At 43.9% G+C, this 16,837-nt stretch carries 12 protein-coding genes; 8 read left to right on the forward strand and 4 right to left on the reverse strand.

Annotation, left to right across the window (positions count from 1 at the left end; translation table 11 throughout):
- Positions 1 to 68 precede the first annotated feature (68 nt).
- Complete coding sequence (locus AAHK14_RS08935) at positions 69 to 605, forward strand: helix-turn-helix domain-containing protein (RefSeq protein ID WP_065256690.1); 537 nt, start codon at positions 69 to 71, stop codon at positions 603 to 605.
- Positions 606 to 607: 2 nt separating this feature from the next.
- Positions 608 to 1,528, forward strand: coding sequence for an IS3 family transposase (locus AAHK14_RS08940; protein ID WP_264753555.1), 921 nt, complete (start codon positions 608 to 610; stop codon positions 1,526 to 1,528).
- Positions 1,529 to 1,933: 405 nt separating this feature from the next.
- On the opposite strand, the gene ccoG is transcribed toward AAHK14_RS08940, so the two are convergent.
- The gene (ccoG, locus tag AAHK14_RS08945; RefSeq protein ID WP_065256481.1) at positions 1,934 to 3,283 is read right to left on the reverse strand and encodes a cytochrome c oxidase accessory protein CcoG; all 1,350 of its coding nucleotides are present in this window, start codon (positions 3,281 to 3,283) and stop codon (positions 1,934 to 1,936) included.
- Between the two features lie 700 nt (positions 3,284 to 3,983).
- Between ccoG and AAHK14_RS08950 the strand changes: the two genes are divergently transcribed.
- Together AAHK14_RS08950 and AAHK14_RS08955 are read left to right on the forward strand one after the other, a co-directional pair.
- Positions 3,984 to 6,185 (forward strand): YadA-like family protein, encoded by a 2,202-nt coding sequence (locus AAHK14_RS08950; RefSeq protein ID WP_194092589.1) that lies wholly within the window; start codon positions 3,984 to 3,986, stop codon positions 6,183 to 6,185.
- A gap of 93 nt (positions 6,186 to 6,278) precedes the next feature.
- On the forward strand, positions 6,279 to 7,211 hold the full coding sequence (locus AAHK14_RS08955) for an OmpA family protein (RefSeq protein WP_194092590.1): 933 nt from the start codon (positions 6,279 to 6,281) through the stop codon (positions 7,209 to 7,211).
- Positions 7,212 to 7,320: 109 nt separating this feature from the next.
- On the opposite strand, the gene AAHK14_RS08960 is transcribed toward AAHK14_RS08955, so the two are convergent.
- Entirely contained in the window at positions 7,321 to 7,704 is a 384-nt protein-coding gene (locus AAHK14_RS08960; RefSeq protein ID WP_194092591.1) for an SCP2 sterol-binding domain-containing protein, read from the reverse strand.
- A 619-nt stretch (positions 7,705 to 8,323) separates the two neighbouring features.
- Here AAHK14_RS08960 and ccoN point away from each other — a divergent pair.
- The 4 genes from ccoN to ccoP are packed head-to-tail and all read left to right on the forward strand — an operon-like array spanning position 8,324 to position 11,722.
- Positions 8,324 to 9,814: a cytochrome-c oxidase, cbb3-type subunit I gene (gene ccoN, locus AAHK14_RS08965; protein ID WP_194092592.1), complete on the forward strand. Its 1,491-nt coding sequence runs from the start codon at positions 8,324 to 8,326 to the stop codon at positions 9,812 to 9,814.
- A gap of 11 nt (positions 9,815 to 9,825) precedes the next feature.
- Positions 9,826 to 10,464: a cytochrome-c oxidase, cbb3-type subunit II gene (gene ccoO, locus AAHK14_RS08970; protein ID WP_062500077.1), complete on the forward strand. Its 639-nt coding sequence runs from the start codon at positions 9,826 to 9,828 to the stop codon at positions 10,462 to 10,464.
- A complete protein-coding gene (locus AAHK14_RS08975) occupies positions 10,464 to 10,643 on the forward strand; it encodes a CcoQ/FixQ family Cbb3-type cytochrome c oxidase assembly chaperone (protein ID WP_062500079.1) in 180 nt (59 codons plus the stop codon). Before ccoO ends, AAHK14_RS08975 begins: the two co-directional genes overlap by 1 nt.
- The gene (gene ccoP / locus AAHK14_RS08980) at positions 10,640 to 11,722 is read left to right on the forward strand and encodes a cytochrome-c oxidase, cbb3-type subunit III (RefSeq protein ID WP_065256474.1); all 1,083 of its coding nucleotides are present in this window, start codon (positions 10,640 to 10,642) and stop codon (positions 11,720 to 11,722) included. Before AAHK14_RS08975 ends, ccoP begins: the two co-directional genes overlap by 4 nt.
- 397 nt (positions 11,723 to 12,119) lie before the next feature.
- On the opposite strand, the gene AAHK14_RS08985 is transcribed toward ccoP, so the two are convergent.
- Together AAHK14_RS08985 and AAHK14_RS08990 are read right to left on the reverse strand one after the other, a co-directional pair.
- The gene (locus AAHK14_RS08985; RefSeq protein WP_346818197.1) at positions 12,120 to 15,590 is read right to left on the reverse strand and encodes an autotransporter domain-containing protein; all 3,471 of its coding nucleotides are present in this window, start codon (positions 15,588 to 15,590) and stop codon (positions 12,120 to 12,122) included.
- A gap of 252 nt (positions 15,591 to 15,842) precedes the next feature.
- Entirely contained in the window at positions 15,843 to 16,832 is a 990-nt protein-coding gene (locus tag AAHK14_RS08990; protein ID WP_194092593.1) for a peptidylprolyl isomerase, read from the reverse strand.
- Positions 16,833 to 16,837 lie beyond the last annotated feature (5 nt).

Here is a 16,837-nt window from a genome sequence, read left to right on the forward strand (position 1 = left end):
ATCAAAAAAGGGCAAGTCATTGAACCGCACCCCAAAAGTTAGACACACTAACCTTTGGGGTGCTTTTTATGGCAAAATACACAACCGACTTTAAACTGTCTGTGATTGGGTATTATCTTAATCATCATGGCTACAAACAAACCGCCAAACACTTTAATCTAAACCACACAACCGTAGAGCTATGGGTTAAACTCTATCAAGCACATGGCATTGATGGCATAAAAAGACGACACACAAAGGCTGTCTATGACACAGATTTTAAGCTTAATGCCGTTCAAGCCATACAACAGGGCAAATCGCTTACACAACTTGCCATAGAGCTTAATCTGCCACAACCTTCTTTACTGTCAACTTGGTTAAAGTCCTACCAAGCCTTTGGTATAATGGGACTAATACCCAAACCCAAAGGCAAAAAAGCAATGTCAAACAAACACAACGCTAATAAAACCAAATCAACTTGGAAAACCAAACAAGACCACGAAAAAAGTGTGGATGATTTGCTTGATGAACTTGCCTATCTTAGAGCAGAGAATGACTATCTAAAAAAGCTAGATGCCTTAATTCGTCAAAAGGAACAATCAGTACAAACAAAGAACAAGTCCTGATCATCCAAGAATTAAGGCATAAGCACAAACTTGCTGACTTATTGGCAGTGTCAAACTTGCCAAGAAGTGTGTTTTATTACCACATTCGTCAAAGTACAAAGCCTGACAAAGACCTTGACTTAAAAGAACACATTAACCACATCTACCACCAACACAAGGGCAGGTATGGTTATCGTAGAATCACATCAGAGCTTAACAATCAGCTTGCCCAAAAAGGCATGGTCATTAATCATAAACGAGTGCAACGACTGATGGCTAAACTTGGACTCAAAGCATTGGTTCGTCGTCAACGTAAGTTTAATACTTACAAAGGCACAATGGGCAAAGATACCATTCAGGACAATATACTCAAAAGAGACTTTAAAGCAGACAAACCCAATCAAAAGTGGGCAACAGACATCACCGAGTTTAAAGTACAAGACAAGGCAAATGATGGCAGTGTCATTCAAAGAAAACTCTACCTATCGCCCATCATCGACTTGTTTAATGGTGAGATTGTCAGTTATACGATGAAGGACAGACCAACGTATGAGTTGGTCAAAGAGATGTTAAATGATGCCCTATCCAAGCTAAGCCAAGAAAAGATGGATGACAAACCCATCATTCATTCAGACCAAGGCTGGCACTATCAAATGCACCAGTATCAACAAACCCTAAAAGAACAAGGCTTAACCCAAAGCATGTCAAGAAAAGGCAATTGTTTGGATAATGCTGTGATAGAGAGCTTCTTTGGTACGCTAAAACAAGAGATATTTTATGAGACAACCACATTTACATCAACAGATGAACTTAAACAAGTGATTGATGAGTACATACACTACTACAATCATGATAGAATAAAGAGCAAATTAAAAGGACTAAGTCCTGTTAAGTACAGAAACTTAGTCCAATTAGGGTTAATACAACCACTTGCAACAACCTAACCTTTAATCTTATGTCTAAGATTTGGGGGTCGGTTCATATCTGCCCTTTTTGATTGTTTGATATAATCTTTAACGTCAAAATACACCAGTTGGTAGTAAAGTGCGTATTACGAACCAATCAGATTTTTCATTTAAAAGGTGGTGGCATGCACTTTGCCATATAAAAAATTACCCTGTTCTAACTTTGTGCGATTGATTTGCGAAGGGAAAATTGCAATCTGCCCTATAACCCAAAAATAATCATTGAAAATCAATAAGTTGTAACTCTAAGTTGAGATTGAAGTAAGTCATTAAAAATACAAATTGATGTGATTGCGGTTAATTCACGATATAAACATTGTCCCCATTGTAACAACAAAAACAAAACCCTGTCATCAGACAGAGTTTTGTTTTGTGAGATTGTTTTTAGGGCTTATAGACAAACACGTCTTGTCTGCTGGCACTGTACTTGCCATCTTCGGTGTAGACGGTGATGGTGACAGGCATGGTACCACTGATTTTGGCAGGGTCGCCAAAGATGCTCACAGGCAAGTCATACGGCTCATTGGCTTTGAGTGGTAGCTCCTTAAAGCGAGATTTTAAGGTCAAGCCATCGACAGGTTCTAGTTTGACTTTATAGACTTGTCGCTCATTGGTCTTATTGACGATTTTTAGGACATAACTGTTCTCTATCATGCCATCACGTCCGATACTACTGATTTGCTGACGGTTGTGGCGAATCTCTAGCTCTAAGGGGTCACGCCCTGTGGCTACCATCGCTGCGACCACCACCAACACGCTAAGGATAAAGATGTAGGCAAAGATACGAAAACTGATGATTTTGGTTTTCTCTTTGTGGACAAGCTGACGCTCGGTGGTGTAGCGAATCAGACCACGGGGATAGCCGACTTTATCCATAATCTCGTTACACGCATCGATGCACGCTGCACACTGAATGCACTCTACCTGCAAGCCGTCTCGAATGTCAATACCAGTAGGACACACCTGCACGCACATGGTGCAGTCCACACAGTCGCCGTAGCCTTCGGGTCGAGATCCTTTTTTGCGAGCCCCACGGGGTTCGCCACGGTCATAGTCGTAGGAGACAAGCAAGGTGTCTTTGTCAAACATGACCGACTGGAAACGACCATAAGGGCAAAAATGGACACACATATGTTCACGCATATAGCCTGCATTTATGTGTGTGACAAAAGTGATGATACCAAAGAATATCCATGTCATCTTGCTCCAACCCATAAAGAACGGTGTTGCCCCATTAAAGAATAGGTACTCCGTCCCGACCACAAGTGACATGAATGTCATGGCGGTAATCATGCTCATCACGCCCCAGATGGCATGGATAAGCATGAGTTTGGCGATTTTTGAGATGCTGTTCGGTTCTTTGTCAAATTTTATGCGTTTGTTACGCTCGCCCAGCACCCATTTTTCTACGTGCTGATACAGATGTACATAGATGGTCTGTGGGCAGGCATAGCCACAGAACACACGCCCTGCATAGACCGTCACCATGAACAGCGTAAAGGCGGCAATCATAAAGACAAAGGCAAAAAAATAAAAGTCCTGTGGCATAAACGTCGCCCCAAAGATATAAAACTTTGGTTCGGCGACATCAAACTGTATCGCCTGACGACCACCCCATTTTATCCACGGTAACACCAAAAACATGACCAAAATGGCATACATACTGACCAAGCGAATGTTCTGATATTTGCCTAAGACAAAGCGTGGGTGCACCCGTTTTTTGGTGGCGTCCATGTCCTTAGAATGCGGTATCAGCTTCTCTGGTGGGGGTTTTGGTTTTTTGGGTTTTTTTGGGGGGGTGGCGACGGTGTTAGTGGCAGGCGTGGTGTCGCTTGCTTTGGGGTCAAAAACTTTGGGTGTGGCACCGTTGTCTTCTGTGTTTTTTACAGAATTATCTGGTTGTTCTGACATGATATAACCTTAGCTGTTGGGGCGAGTACTCGCTCTTGGCTGGGCATGATTGATACTGATTTTTAATTTGGAATGAATATATTCTACACCTTTTCCATAATTTTTTAAAGGGATTAATTGTCTTACGGTAAAGTGTTTTTATCGGTGTAGTTTATAATTTTATTGCTGTTTGTTTTCTTGGTTGTATATATTTATGAGTGAACTTATAAAAGGCACTTTATGTTATGTTGGAATATTCTAATATTTATCTGGCATGATTTTTGCATGATTATTGATTATTAAGTGATTGAATCAAAATAAGTTACCAAAGTGGGTAATCATACTCACGGTGCCTTATTTTATAATTGATGGCTGTGATGATCTGTGCGTTTTATGGTCATGCTCTGGCATGACCAACTGACAAACTTTTATCACAACTTGCCAAAACTGACAAAATTTGTCAGTTTTGACATGACGTCAATGATCTAAGTCAATTTTAGCATGAGCCTTTGCTTATTGTGTCAACCTTAACCAAGGAAAAATTATGAATAATGTTTATCGTGTCATTTGGAACAAGTCCACCCAGACTCTCCAAGCGGTCTGTGAATTTGCCAAAGCACAAGGTAAATCATCGGCAAAAATGGTCGGTTCAAACAACCTGCCAAAATCCGCCACCAAGGCATTTGCCTTAACCGCATTGGCAGCAGGAATGATGTTATCATCATCGGCATGGGCACAGGTTTTAGAAAATAAAGCAACAGACAACCAGTCCTTAGCTATAAGTAAAGACACCAATTCTGGTATGAAAGCATCTGTGGAGGGCAGTGGAGGCATTGCCATCGGCGATAATGCTTTGGCGAAAGCTCAGCAAGGTAATAATAACGGCAAACCCGCCCAAAACGTCGCTATCGGCGTAAATTCAGAGACGGTCTATGGCGGGGTGGCGATTGGCTATAAGGCGAGCACCTTTGCCAAGCCTAACAACTCTCCAGGTCAAGATTTTAGTCACGGAGAACCAGATGACCATGGGCAATCAGTAGCCATCGGTTATGAAGCCACTGCTTCAGGAGACCAATCAGTCGCTTTGGGTGCTCAGGCGAGAGCAGAAGGTCACTCATCGATTGCCATCGGTGGTGATGATCTGGATAAGGCTGCTTCAAGAACAAAACCGAGTGATATTAAAGAAAATATTACTAAAGAAGAAGCCGAATCTTATAATGACACCGATATTGCCAAGAAATACAAAGAACTCACTGGCGATATTTTGGTGCATTTTGAAAATAACAAGAATACCGTTACAGAGGGGAAGCCTAAACGCTATGCCACAACCACGGCAGGGAAAGCTGCGGTAGCGATTGGTGTTCAGTCTCAGGCTGGCGACTTGGCAACGGCGTTCGGTACTCGTACGAAAGCTTCTGGCGACACGTCAGTCGCCTTGGGTGTAGGTGCGAGCGCAACAGCAGATGGCTCTTTTGCAGCGGCGGCCGGTGCACAATCAACGGGCAAGTCATCTATTGCTTTAGGTGTTGCAGCCAAAGCCAATCAAGAAGGGGCGGTCGCTGTTGGTAAAAATGCAAAAGCCGAGCACGCAAACTCTGTCGCACTCGGCTCAAACTCAGTAACCGCCGTAGCCACCCCCCAGACACAAGGGACGGTTAAAGGTGTTACCTATGGCAACTTTGCCGGTGTTGGCTCTACCGACAACGGTTCGGTATCGGTGGGGGCTGCTGGCAAAGAACGCCAAATTAAGAATGTGGCAGCAGGGGAGATTTCTGATAAGTCAACCGATGCCATCAACGGTAGCCAGCTGTATCTAACTCAAGATAGGCTTGGCAGCCTTGCCAATAGCGTTGTCAAGAACTTTGGCGGTAATGCTAAATTAAACGACGATTCTGACAAGCAAGGCGATATTATCTTTACCAATATCGGTAATACCAGTAAAGATAATATTCATGATGCGATTCAGGCAGCCAATACAATCGTAAAAGCCGGTACAAATATCACAAATGTCGTTAAAGGCGAAGAGAAGGGTCAAACAACATATACCGTGAATGCCAAAGGAACGACAGTATCAGGTGCCGGTATGGCAAAAGTTACTCCCGGTACGCCCGACAACAACAATGTAACCAATTACACTGTTGATTTGACAGATGAAGCCAAAGCACAAATTGCCAAAGAAGAAAGTGTTGTCGCTGGTGATAACGTGACAGTTATTGAAGATGGCACCAACGACACAGGTGGCAAAAAGTATAAAGTCGCATTGAAAAACAACCTAAACTTAGGCGACACTGGTTCTGTAACCATAGGCGACACCACTCTGAACAACAATGGCGTTACCATCAATAATGGTCCATCGTTTACCAAAGATAAAGTTGATGTTGCGGGTAATAAAATCACGGGTGTTGCAGATGGTGATATCTCAGCCACCAGTAAAGATGCGATAAATGGCAGTCAGCTGCATGCAGTCGCTAGAAAAGTTGACAATCTAAATGCTCGCATTGATGGCGTGGCAGATGATGCCAATGCTGGTGTGTCATCAGCGATGGCAATGGCGGCTCTGCCCCAGGCCTATCTACCGGGCAAATCCATGCTGACAGGTGGTATGGCAAGCTATAATGGCGAAGGTGCGGTGGCTGTCGGTTTCTCCAAGCTCTCTGATAACGGTCGCTGGGTGCTCAAAATGTCAGGCTCTGCCGATACCCAAGGTAACGCAGGGGTGGCAGTGGGTGCAGGCTTCCACTTCTGATTGGGCTTATTCTTGCATCCACTAAGTGTGGGTGCAAGATTTCATCACAAGATTTTATGATAAGATTTTATCAAAGTTAAACCAAGGAATACCATGAAAGCATTAACTCTAAGTGCAACCATTCTAGCCACACTTTTTGTGACGGGCTGTATGGGTACAAAACAGCTAAGCTCAAACATCTCAGAGCGTGGCACCATTGACAACAAAGACGACATTGTTTTTCCAGAGCTTGACAAAGCATGGCAAAAAGATGGGCAGTTCCCTAACAGAGAGAATCTCTCCAAGATTCGTCCGGGGGTTGCCAAAGATGAGCTGTATCAGCTTATTGGTCGTCCACATTTTAATGAAGCGAACCGTGCCCGTGAGTGGGATTACATCATGAAGTTCTACCAAGCGGACAATTCGGTCAAAATTTGCCAATACAAGGTGATTTTTGATGACAAATTCAAGGGTCAAGAGTTTTATTGGTTGCCTGCTGACTGTGCTGCCTATGCTAAGCCCATGCCCGCAAGCTCTGTTGCAACGCCTGTCATGCCAGTTATTGTCCAAGCACCGATAGCCAGAGAGAAAATCATGCTTGAAGCGGATGCACTCTTTAAATTCGATAAGTGGAAGTTAGAAGACATGCTCCCAGAAGGGCGTGCTAAGCTAGACGAACTTGCCACCAAGCTCATCGCATGGGAAGCCCGTGGCGACAGCCGTGTGAACCTAACAGGCCATACCGACCGTTATGGCGATGACATGTATAACATGAACCTATCCATGCTCCGTGCCCAAACCGTTCGCCAATACTTGATTAGTAAAGGCGTAACATCAAGCACACTGACAGCATCAGGAGCGGGCAGAACTCAGCCACTGCCACACGTCATCTGTGATACCAACGCCCCCAGAGCTGAGCAAATCCGATGCTTACAGCCCAACCGCCGTGTGGAAGTTGATGTTACCGTGTATGCCTTTGCTGATGATGGCACACGCCACAATATCCGCCAAGGCGACACTTACCAAAATTTCAATGATGGCAAATAACTGGGGTATATTAAATATCTCCCCAAAAAAACAAAACCCTGTTTATGGCAGGGTTTTGTTTTGGGTGTTATGTGGTTTTAAGCCATTTTAAGCCATGTGGTTTTAAAAACTAAAACTCCGTCACGCCCAAAATCTCTTTGTACAGTGCTTTTTGTTCAGGGCTTGGTTTGGCAGATTGTAATGCCATGACCGCTGACATGTCGCCATCAATGCGGATTTTACCCATCATAAAGGCTTCTAGGGCGACATTGACGTCTTTGCCCGAGATGATTTGGGCGAGTGTGTCGCTGTCGATGTTGATGGTGCTGATGGCATTATTGACATGGTACTGACCCAATTTGCCAGCATTTAGATGTAGCTCTTTGGGGTCGTCGCCTGTGATGCTGACATTGACAACAAGGTCGGCAAGACTCGGTGGTAAGTTTAGCTCGCCTGCTTTGGCGTTTAGGGTTTGGACTTCATCAAACCATGCTTGACTTAAAAATTTTGCCATAAAAATAACTCGATGATAAATAAAGATGACTCATTATAAAGCAAAAATTATTCAAAAAGCAGACTTTTTATAAAAATACCACAAAATTCATCAGATTTTCATCAATTTTATTTTTAAAAATTAAATTAATAAGTAAAAAATGATTAATTTTTCATTTAATAAAAACCAAATGGGTTTGGTGAAAGTTTTTAAACTTAACAAAAAGTGGTCTTTTTTGATTAAAAAAATTGATTAAAATCGTCAAAAATTGGCAAAAGTTACAAAAAATTTTAAAAAAATGTGAAAATTTTCATTTATTTTTTACAAAACATGCCCGAAAACTTACAATTGTGTTGTATAATACACGGTGAAAAACCCGCCGCAATACCCTATTGTGAGTGTGGATTTAACGCAAGCCAAACTCATCGTGAGTAAGCCAGTCATAGGAAAGATTGTGGTCATTGTTTGATTGTTATTTTTTCCTTAATTTTTTTAAGGTTTTTTTCCTAAAAACTGATTTGAAATGATGATATTTGGCAAATTTTGCGTTACAATAGACAAATATAGTTAAAAAACGTAAATTTGATGATTAATCTCATCAAACAACGAAACAAATCGGGCTGCACAGGAAACCTATCCCATGAGTCTATCTAAAACAGCAGTAGCCCCATCAGTTGACCATGAATACGAAATTACGATTGTTCGTCTTTTCACGCTCATGGCAGTATTTTGGGGTATTATTGGCATGACGGTTGGTGTATTCATTGCATCACAGCTTGCATGGCCAGCACTTAACTTTGATACATCTTGGCTGTCCTTTGGGCGTTTAAGACCGCTACATACCAATGCGGTGATTTTTGCGTTTGGGGGTTCGGCACTTTTTGCAACATCTTATTATATTGTTCAGCGTACTTGTAAGACAAGACTGTTTGCACCTTATCTTGCTTGGTTTACCTTTTGGGGATGGCAAGCAGTCATTGTGGGGGCGGTCATTACCTTGCCATTGGGTATCACTACCGCCAAAGAATATGCCGAGCTAGAATGGCCGATTTCTATCGGTATCGCCCTTGTGTGGGTGGCGTATGCCATCGTGTTCTTTGGCACGCTCATCAAGCGTCAGACATCACACATCTATGTCGCCAACTGGTTCTTTGCAGCGTTCATCATTACCATCGCTTTGCTTCACATCGTCAATAACCTTGCCATTCCTGTGAGTATGTGGAAATCTTACTCGCTCTATGGCGGTGCAACTGATGCCATGATTCAGTGGTGGTATGGACACAACGCGGTAGGTTTTTACTTGACGGCGGCGTTCTTGGGTATGATGTATTACTTCATTCCTGTACAGGTCGGTCGCCCTGTGTATTCTTATCGTCTGTCTATCGTTCACTTTTGGGCTTTGATTGCATCATATATGTGGGCAGGCGGTCATCACTTGCATTATTCAGCACTGCCTGACTGGACTCAGTCTTTGGGTATGGTATTCTCGCTCATTCTATTCGCTCCTTCTTGGGGTGGTATGATTAACGGTGTGCTAACCTTGTCTGGTAGTTGGGATAAACTGCGTACTGACCCCATCATTCGCTTCCTTATCGTGGCATTGTCATTCTATGCGATGAGCACCTTTGAAGGTCCAATGCTTTCCATCAAAGAAGTGAATGCCATCAGCCATAATACCGACTGGACGGTCGGACACGTACACTCTGGTGCGTTGGGCTGGGTTGGTATGGTAACCATTGGTTCTATCTACGTGCTGTTGCCACGCATCTACAACAAAGCAAAAATGTACTCAACCAACCTTATCACAGTACACTTTTGGCTTGCGACCACAGGTACGGTCTTGTATATCGTCGCCCTATGGATTTCGGGTATTACCCAAGGCATGATGTGGCGTGCGACCAACGATGATGGCACACTCTCTTATGACTTTATCCAAACGGTTGTGGTGTCACACTGGCCTTATGTGGTGCGTGCATTGGGTGGTCTATTGTATGTTGGTGGTATGCTTGTGATGGCTTATAACTGTTATAAGACCATTAAGATGCCTAGCATTCCTGAGCGTCTTGCCGAGCCTGAAGAGGTTAATACAGGTCGTGATGAAGTCTTTGATAATGATGCTGTCAAAGCATAAGGGGGGCAGCCATGTCTAACATTACACATGAAATTGTTGAAAAAAATACCGGCTTACTCGTTGTTTTTATTGTGATTGCGATTAGCTTTGCAACTTTGGTTGAGATTTATCCATTGCTTTTTGACCAAAATACACCAGAGCAAGGCGGTGTGAATAAGCCACTTCCCAACATGCGTCCATGGACAGCATTAGAATTAGAAGGTCGTGACATTTATATCCGTGAAGGTTGTCACGTCTGCCATACTCAGATGATTCGTCCTCTTCGTGCCGAAGTTGAGCGTTATGGACCTTATAGCCGTGCCGCAGAGTCTACATGGGATCACCCATTCTTATGGGGTTCTAAGCGTACTGGTCCTGATCTTGCTCGTGTTGGCGGTCGTTATTCTGACCAATGGCACATTGACCATTTGATTGACCCACGTGCGGTAGTGCCTGCATCAGTCATGCCCGCCTATCCTTGGCTTGCCAAGAATGAGGTGGATGGTAAGAAGATTCAAGCAAAAATGCGTATCTTTAAAGACCGTTTTGGCTTGCCTTATACCGAATCTGATATTGAAGCGGCGCCCGACCAAGTACAGGGGGCAACCGAGCTTGATGCATTGGTCGCTTACCTGCAACAGCTTGGTATCGCCATGCAGGGTCAACGCTAATGAATTGGGGCGTTTTACATAGTATCGCAACGGTGGGGGCATTTATTGCTTTCATCGGTGTGGCGTGGTGGGCATACTCACCAAAAAACAAAAAACGCTTTGAAGAAGACGCACAACTTGCGTTAGATGATCACCAATTAGAAGAGTCGTCATCACAACGCACTAAGGATATACAATGAGCTTTTTTTGGAGTTCTTGGATTACCATCTTTTCGCTGGCTTGTTGGGCTTTCATTTTTGGGGTGCTTGTTTGGACTCTAAAAACCAAGCCAGTGCTAGAAGAAGATGAGACGACAGGACATTCATACGACGGCATTCGTGAATATGATAAGCCCTTGCCAAAATGGTGGCTTGTGGTGTTCTTTGGGACTTTGGCTTGGGGTCTAGGATATTTTGTATTATACCCTTCAATCCAGCCAAATAGTTGGAAAGGCATCACAACCGTAGAAGTTGATGGTCAACAAGTGCCTTGGACATCAGAGAACGAGCTAAATAGCCAACTACAAGCCAACAATAAAGTTTTTACTGAAAACTTTGAACAAAACATCTTGGCGGCGGCTGGTGCAACTGATGCTGTACCTGTACTGGCAAAGTTGTCTGAGCTACAAGCTGAGCAACGCAAAAATGCTGAGCCTGATTCAGACTTGCAAGCCAAAATCGATGAGCAGGTTAAACTGCTTGCTCCTTATGTAGATAAGCTATCAAGTGACCCAGAAGCCCAAAAAGTGGGTAACCGTCTGTTCTTACAAAACTGTGCTCTGTGTCATGGTCTCAACGCCAAAGGTGCAACAGGTTATCCTGATCTAACGGACGATGACTGGCTCCATGGTGGTAATGCAGATGAAATATTGCTAACCATTCATAATGGTCGTGTCGGTGCAATGGCGGCGTGGCAGAAACAACTGGGCGAGTCTGGTGTTCGTGCTGCTGCTGAATACGTACTGTCTATCGCTAGCGGACATGGCTCTGGGGTAGATAATGGTGAGCTTAATCAATCATTGGTGGCACAAGGTAAGCCCATCTTTGAGGCCAACTGTGTGCTATGCCATGGTGCTGACGCTAAAGGTCTAACTGCATTTGGTGCACCTAACTTGACTGATGATATTTGGCTATTTGGCGGTGATCGTGAATCGGTACAAACAACCATTCGTCATGGTCGTGCTGGCGTGATGCCCGAGTGGCAAACCAAGCTAGGTAACGAGCGTATCATGTTACTTGCAGCTTATGTACGTTCACTGTCACAAAACCCTGTCGAATGATAAATCATTGACTCAACAAAAAGACCTTCATGTAAGGTCTTTTTTATGCGTGTTAATAAAATAAAAGCATGATGGATTATTTACACCCAAGCAACTTTAAAATTACCACAAACTCAATGATGTGTGGACGTAAGAGCTTATCTCTGTACGTCTTATAAATAGCACCAATAAAGGGCGTATACAGTCAGCCCCTACAAAAAATTTTCAAAATGTAGAATTGGTGCAAATTGGGGGTAATTTACCATAATTTACCCTTGATAAATTAGGCATTTATACACTCTACAAAATGAAAAATTGCTACGGTTTCCGTGGTAAAATTCAAATTTGTTAGCTGTATAAAGTTGAGAATGGGGCATAAAAAAGCTGTCATTGTGACAGCTTTTTGTGTTTGTGTTGATCAAAACTTCATCTCAAAGCCTAGTGCAGCCCCTTGATTGTCATAGTTCTTACGCCATTGACCTTGATAGCCAAGCGACAAGGTGGTGTTGGTTGTGGGCTTGTAGGTCATGCCAAGACCGACATTACCCGCCGTGCGTCCAAGCTCCTGACCGTTTAAGGTGAAGGCACTGTCATCGGCATTGACAAAACTTGCTGTAATGGGCGTACGTTCGCCACCATAAACCGACCCTGACAGTTCGCCTGTAATGGTTGTACGTGGGCTGATTGCTTGTTGTAAGCGAATACCGAAGTTTTGGCTAATTTCATTGAAACTTGCCTTTTGTACTGCCAGATTGTACACGCCTGCTCCTGTTTCGGTGTAGCCGTCTGATGAGACATGTGTGTATTTCATGCCAATAAATGGCGTGATGCGGCGTGTGTCTGTACCAAAGCGATGACGAATCTCAAAACCTGCTTGGGCGGTGTCTGCGGTGTAGTCAGCAGTGGCAGTGGCGGTGTTGCCTGCGGTGAGCGTGCTGATGTGGCGTTTGCCGTCAATGTCCGCTCGCCCCACGCCCACGGTGGCATGAACAGAAACTCTGTCATTGATGTCGTAGTCACCATAGCCTAGTACTTGGGTGGATTTGACGGTGGCGTCATGACGAGCATTGCCACGGCTGTCCACGTCACTATGAATGTAAGACAGTGCTAAGCCGATATTGCCACGACCCACCGCTGTGTCTGCTCCCACAATCGCTCCGATGTCTGTGGTGTCATAGTCCAAAAGCTCATTTTCTTGTAATTTGCCCTGCGTGCCAATCGCTTTTGCCCATACAGAACGTGAACGGTCTAGGTGGCGAGCATGTATCGCTCCAAAAGCGTAGTCTTGGGCATTGGCGATAACATGAGCGGTAGAGCCATGCATGAGCGGAGCAAGCTCAGATGCTCCTTGGGTGAGCTTGGCATTATCAAGACCGCTTGCACCCAGTGTCAATGCCAGTCCCAGTGGGTTGGTATTGGTGTCTTTATGCGTGTCCAATACCTGTGCCAAATTTAATAAAGAATTTTTATTTTGGCTATTGACAGCATTTTCAAAAGTGCCGACAATGTTTGGCGTTGGCGTTGGCGTTGGCGTTGGCGTTGGCGTTGGCGTTGGCGTTGGCGTTGGCGTTGGCGTTGGCGTTGGCGTTGGCGTTGGCGGTACTACGGGCGTGGTGTTTTCAGGTTGGATTTTTAGATGTACTTTATTGGCATCGGAATAATCCGCTCCCAGTCTGGTGTCAATCTTATCACCATTCACGTCAAATATCTGCACGTCTTTAAATTTGCCTTTTAATGTACCCGCTGTTAGCACATCTTTATATTCGGCAGTGGGGTTATTGCCTGTGATGAGTGGTTTGATAAGGTCTTGGGCATAGACGTTTAGGTTGCCATTGCTAATATCAGCAGTGCCTGTCACCACAACTTTGCCATGTTCGTTATCATCAATGACATTATTGTCATCGGTATCCAAGATACCGATGATGAGATTTTCACCATTCATGGTGTAGTTGCCGTTGATTTTGAGTGTGCCAGCAAATGAGCCAATGTCCCCTGTAAATTTTTTGGAGCTTTCAGCAATCTCAAGCGTGCCAGTACCAAAATGTATAAAACCGCCCAATATATCATCTTCATTTGCACGATAACCGAAATGACCTACATCACCTGTTATTACAGCATTTGGGTTGATGATGACATCTGTGGGTTGTGACTGACTGCTCAAATAGGATTCTGTATTGATGTGAACACCACGATTACCGATTTCAATTTTGTCATTTTTGGTAAAATTGGCAAATAAGTTAGGCTGATTTTCGGTGATGCTAAGTTCTGCACCATTGATAAAGACGTCAGATTGTGTGGCATTGGTACCCCGACTGATTTGATTGGTATAAAGACCTGACCAGTGGTTACCGACATCTTTTGATTCCACCTGAAGAATACCTTTGCCGACATTTCCAACAACAATCTCATCTGCGCGCAATGTACTGTCTATCAAAATAAGAGAGCCCGTACCATTAATGGTGTTTAGGGTTGGGTCGAGGTTTTCAAAACCGCCCAAATATACTTTGCCTTTTACATAGGTGTGACCGACACCATGTGAATATGGGGAGTTTTTATTTAGGGTTACTGTCCCTTTACTGCCCGCCCCAATAATCATGTCACCATTGACTTGAAAAGTTGTTTTGTTGTTGGCGGTAATCATACTGTCGCTATTGGCAGATGTGCCGACAATAACTATATCAGCGGTGACAACAATGTTTTTAGAGTCACTTCCATTGACGATAAGCTCTCCTTTGCTCTCACCTCCGACTTGCAAGATGTTGCTGACGGTTAATTTTGCGTCGTCGTTTAGGGTGATTTTGCCCGCACCTTTACTAAGCCCAATTGCGATACCTTTGCTTGAAATTGATGATTTATTGTTGAGGGTAACATCACCTGCACCATCCCAACCAACAATAATTTCATCAGTAGCATTCATGGTGCTATTGTCCAAAACAACTGTTCCTGATGAATTTTCTTCTAGCCCAACTCTTAGCCATTTATTTGAAGCGATTTTGCTGTCTTTGGCGTTCAGTGTAGCAACGCCTTTTTGACCAACATTGAGCTCATTACCCCCTGACAGGCTACTGTTTGTGACATTAATGGTTGCCCGCCCATTTTCTCGGCGACCAAAATGCATGTGCTCGCTGGTGTTAATACTACTACCATTTGTCAGTGTAACAATTGCCACTCCGTCATCACCAATGGCAATGTCTCTGGTGTCTATCTGACTGTCGTCCAAGGTTAATGTGCCAATGTGATTGGTTTGAATACCTACTAAGACTTCGCCTGCGGTAATTTTGGCTTTGTCTTTTAGGTTTAACTCCCCCGTTGCACGTTCGCCGATATTAATATTGTTATTGGTTGCATCAATTTCACTGCCAGTTAAGTCCATTTTACCTTCGGCTTCATAACCAATTGAAGTTACGCCCGTTGTGGTGATTTTGGTGTTATTACTAATATTGGCAATCCCCGACTTCTGTACGCCAATGGCAGAAGCACCTGTCAGGTTTAGCTTGCTATTATCAATATTGACTGTTGCCTGCTGAGTATTGGCAATGACGATACCGCCTGAATTAAGCGTGCTGTTGCTGATGTTTGCTGTGGTTGGTTTGTCTTCACCGGCAGTATTGGGCGAGCCAAATTGGATTTGTTTGTTGTTATTGACAGTGATTGTGGTGTCATTACCGATTAATACATCGCCATTTAAAGCAATGGCTTGGTCAAATGTGTGTGTCTTTGCATCATTAAATTCAATATCTGCCGCCAATGCCTGTCCGCCCATCAATAGACCGACTGCCACACTTAGCGACTTAACCGACTTGGTTTTGCCATGGGCTTTGGCAAATTCTGACACGCATTGATAAACGCCTGTGGCGTGGTTAAAAACAACTCGATAAATGTGATTCATAGAATATCCTTAAGTTCCAAGAGATGGGTTATTGGTTGATAAAATCAATGGTTTGAATTAATAAAAATTAACACAGAATTATACTAAAAATTTTACAATAGGAGTAGTTTTATGAAAAATTATTGATAAACGGTGTTGTTTTTGTGATTGATGGGTAGTTTTTGGTGGGAATCGAGTTGTTTGGAAAAGCAGAATGCTAAAAGCGGATGATAAAAAAGACGACCATTAAGCCGTCTTTTGATATTTGTAAAATTATTCAAAAATCTTAATATAAGCCCCAGCTTTTAGTTCATCCACCCAGTCTTCTTCGGCTTGGGGAGCTTGACGGCTAAATAGTATCTCACGAGCCTTGTCTTTGCGTACTTCATTACTCATGTCTCGTTGGCGAGTGTTCTCCACTTTTAGGATGTGCCAGCCAAACTGCGTGCGAAATGGGGTGGAAAAATCACCAGCGACGGTATTTTTCATCATCGCTTCAAACTCTGCCACCATTTGCCCGTCAGTGACCCAGCCTAAGCGACCGTTTTGGGTGGCAGAGCCTGTGTCATCAGAATAAGTGGCTGCCATCGCCCCAAAGTCCGCCCCTTTTTGTAGCTCGCTGTATAGGGCGTTGATTTTTTGTTGTGCCATGGCATCACTTTGGGTGCCATCAACTTTAACCAAAATATGACTGGTCTGCCACTCGGGGATAAGCACCTGTTCGGCAGGAATTTGTTGTCCTTCGGGAGAGTTTAAAAAGGCATTAACTTCCTGCTCGCTGATGTTAATGCGTGGACGGACTTGGGCTTGCCATAATGCCACAAGGCTGGCATCTTCGATGACTTGACGACGAAGTTCGGCATAACTGCCTGCTTGCTTGCCATCAAGCGAGCGTTGAAAATCTGCTAGGTTGTCAAACCCTTCTTTGTTGGCGATGGCGAGCAGTTCACGATTGACCGCATTTTCATTGGGGCTAAACCCTGCACGATTCACCAGTCCAAGCTGTAATTTGCGTGTGATAAGGGCGTCCATGGCAAGGTTTTGGGTTTCGGCATTAGATAGAGCGATGCCCCTGTCACGGTATTCACGAGCCATGGCTTGACTGGCGGTGATGAACTCGCTTTTTAGGATGATTTCATCATTGACCTGTGCCAAAATACCATCGGCACTGCTTGTCACGCTAGGGGTATTGGCGGTGGCGACCGTTGCCATGCCTAGGCTTAGACTGATGGTAAGTAGGGATTGAATAAGGGGGTGTTTCATTGTTG

The sequence above is a fragment of the Moraxella sp. K1664 genome (genome assembly GCF_039693965.1).
Lineage (GTDB): Bacteria > Pseudomonadota > Gammaproteobacteria > Pseudomonadales > Moraxellaceae > Moraxella.

What these genes read in the sequence shown, in the direction of transcription:
- AAHK14_RS08935 (WP_065256690.1), top strand. Translation starts at nt 69, where the DNA reads ATGGCAAAATACACAACCGACTTTAAACTGTCTGTGATTGGGTATTAT.
- ccoG (WP_065256481.1), bottom strand. Translation starts at nt 3,283, where the DNA reads ATGGACGCCACCAAAAAACGGGTGCACCCACGCTTTGTCTTAGGCAAA.
- AAHK14_RS08950 (WP_194092589.1), top strand. Translation starts at nt 3,984, where the DNA reads ATGAATAATGTTTATCGTGTCATTTGGAACAAGTCCACCCAGACTCTC.
- AAHK14_RS08955 (WP_194092590.1), top strand. Translation starts at nt 6,279, where the DNA reads ATGAAAGCATTAACTCTAAGTGCAACCATTCTAGCCACACTTTTTGTG.
- AAHK14_RS08960 (WP_194092591.1), bottom strand. Translation starts at nt 7,704, where the DNA reads ATGGCAAAATTTTTAAGTCAAGCATGGTTTGATGAAGTCCAAACCCTA.
- ccoN (WP_194092592.1), top strand. Translation starts at nt 8,324, where the DNA reads ATGAGTCTATCTAAAACAGCAGTAGCCCCATCAGTTGACCATGAATAC.
- ccoO (WP_062500077.1), top strand. Translation starts at nt 9,826, where the DNA reads ATGTCTAACATTACACATGAAATTGTTGAAAAAAATACCGGCTTACTC.
- AAHK14_RS08975 (WP_062500079.1), top strand. Translation starts at nt 10,464, where the DNA reads ATGAATTGGGGCGTTTTACATAGTATCGCAACGGTGGGGGCATTTATT.
- ccoP (WP_065256474.1), top strand. Translation starts at nt 10,640, where the DNA reads ATGAGCTTTTTTTGGAGTTCTTGGATTACCATCTTTTCGCTGGCTTGT.
- AAHK14_RS08985 (WP_346818197.1), bottom strand. Translation starts at nt 15,590, where the DNA reads ATGAATCACATTTATCGAGTTGTTTTTAACCACGCCACAGGCGTTTAT.
- AAHK14_RS08990 (WP_194092593.1), bottom strand. Translation starts at nt 16,832, where the DNA reads ATGAAACACCCCCTTATTCAATCCCTACTTACCATCAGTCTAAGCCTA.